Raw genomic sequence first — 1,080 nt, forward strand, 5'->3', positions numbered from 1 at the left:
GTAGAGGTTTATATGTGGGGAAAAAACAAACGCAAAGATATCGCTAAATCTCATAATGTTCCGTTTGAAACGCTAATCAGCAGTAAAACGAGCATGGAAGGTGATATTCAGTTTTCTGGGGGCCTACATATTGATGGCTTAATCAAAGGTACGATTCGCTCTACCGATGATCAAGAAGCAGTTGTTCGTATTAGTGATATTGGTGAAATAGATGGTGATGTTATTGCACCACATATCATCATTAACGGTACGGTTTATGGTGATGTATATGCATCAAAGCATGTCGAACTAGCTGAAAATGCGTCGGTTAAGGGTAATGTCTATTACAACTTAATCGAGATGGCGATGGGAGCCGAAGTAAACGGAAACCTTGTTCATCAGAAGCAACCTTCACCAGAAGACCAAGTAGTTGGGGATAAAGAAAATGTCTCAGATGCAGTAGCATTGAAGGCAGTTGCATCGCAGGGCGAGTAATACTTGACTGTTTTTGTCGGATAAGCGGATAATTGCGCGAAGTTTGAGTACTCCGGAGTCCCAATGAGCGTTGTTGAGTCACATATCCCTTCTCCATTAGTCTTTACCGATGCCGCGGCTACTAAGGTAAGAAATCTAATCGAGGAAGAAGAAAATCCAGAATTGAAACTACGTGTTTATGTAACAGGTGGTGGATGTTCGGGCTTTCAGTACGGTTTCACGTTTGATGAAGCGCAAGCAGACGACGATACTGTGATTGAAAACATGGGCGTTAACTTAGTGGTTGATGCGATGTCGTATCAATATTTAGTGGGCTCGACGGTAGATTACAGCGAAGGTCTGAAAGGTTCTCAGTTTGTCGTCAGTAACCCGAATGCCACAACGACCTGTGGGTGCGGGTCTAGCTTCACTATATAGTCAATTCTGCGAGAAGCGTTTTGCTCGCTTCTCGCAAATATGCCAGCCATTCTTTCTTACTCAGTTTTTTCCCATCAACTTTAAATATTTCCATCGCATAGTTTTGTAGCATAACTGCGATTAAAACGTTTGCTTGCTCGGTATTGATAACGCGTTTCGTTGCACAATAAAGTGTAAGCGCGCGAATAT

The 1,080-nt window shown here is 42.5% G+C and carries 3 protein-coding genes; 2 read left to right on the forward strand and 1 reads right to left on the reverse strand.

From position 1 onward, the window contains the following. Both A3738_RS05610 and erpA read left to right on the forward strand, forming a co-directional pair. Positions 1 to 474 (forward strand): polymer-forming cytoskeletal protein (locus tag A3738_RS05610; RefSeq protein WP_369819774.1); only part of this gene is annotated, 474 nt, incomplete at its 5' end. Between the two features lie 63 nt (positions 475 to 537). Then, positions 538 to 891: an iron-sulfur cluster insertion protein ErpA gene (gene erpA, locus A3738_RS05615; protein ID WP_068482247.1), complete on the forward strand. Its 354-nt coding sequence runs from the start codon at positions 538 to 540 to the stop codon at positions 889 to 891. Here the strand turns inward: erpA and A3738_RS31830 are convergent. Continuing rightward, the coding region (locus tag A3738_RS31830; protein WP_231876546.1) for a hypothetical protein at positions 884 to 1,080 on the reverse strand (197 nt) is incomplete at its 5' end. The two genes, erpA and A3738_RS31830, sit on opposite strands and share 8 nt — an antisense overlap.

The organism is Oleiphilus sp. HI0066, from assembly GCF_001635725.1.

Excerpts from the sequence above, each read along its gene's own strand:
- erpA (WP_068482247.1), top strand. The coding sequence starts at position 538 with ATGAGCGTTGTTGAGTCACATATCCCTTCTCCATTAGTCTTTACCGAT.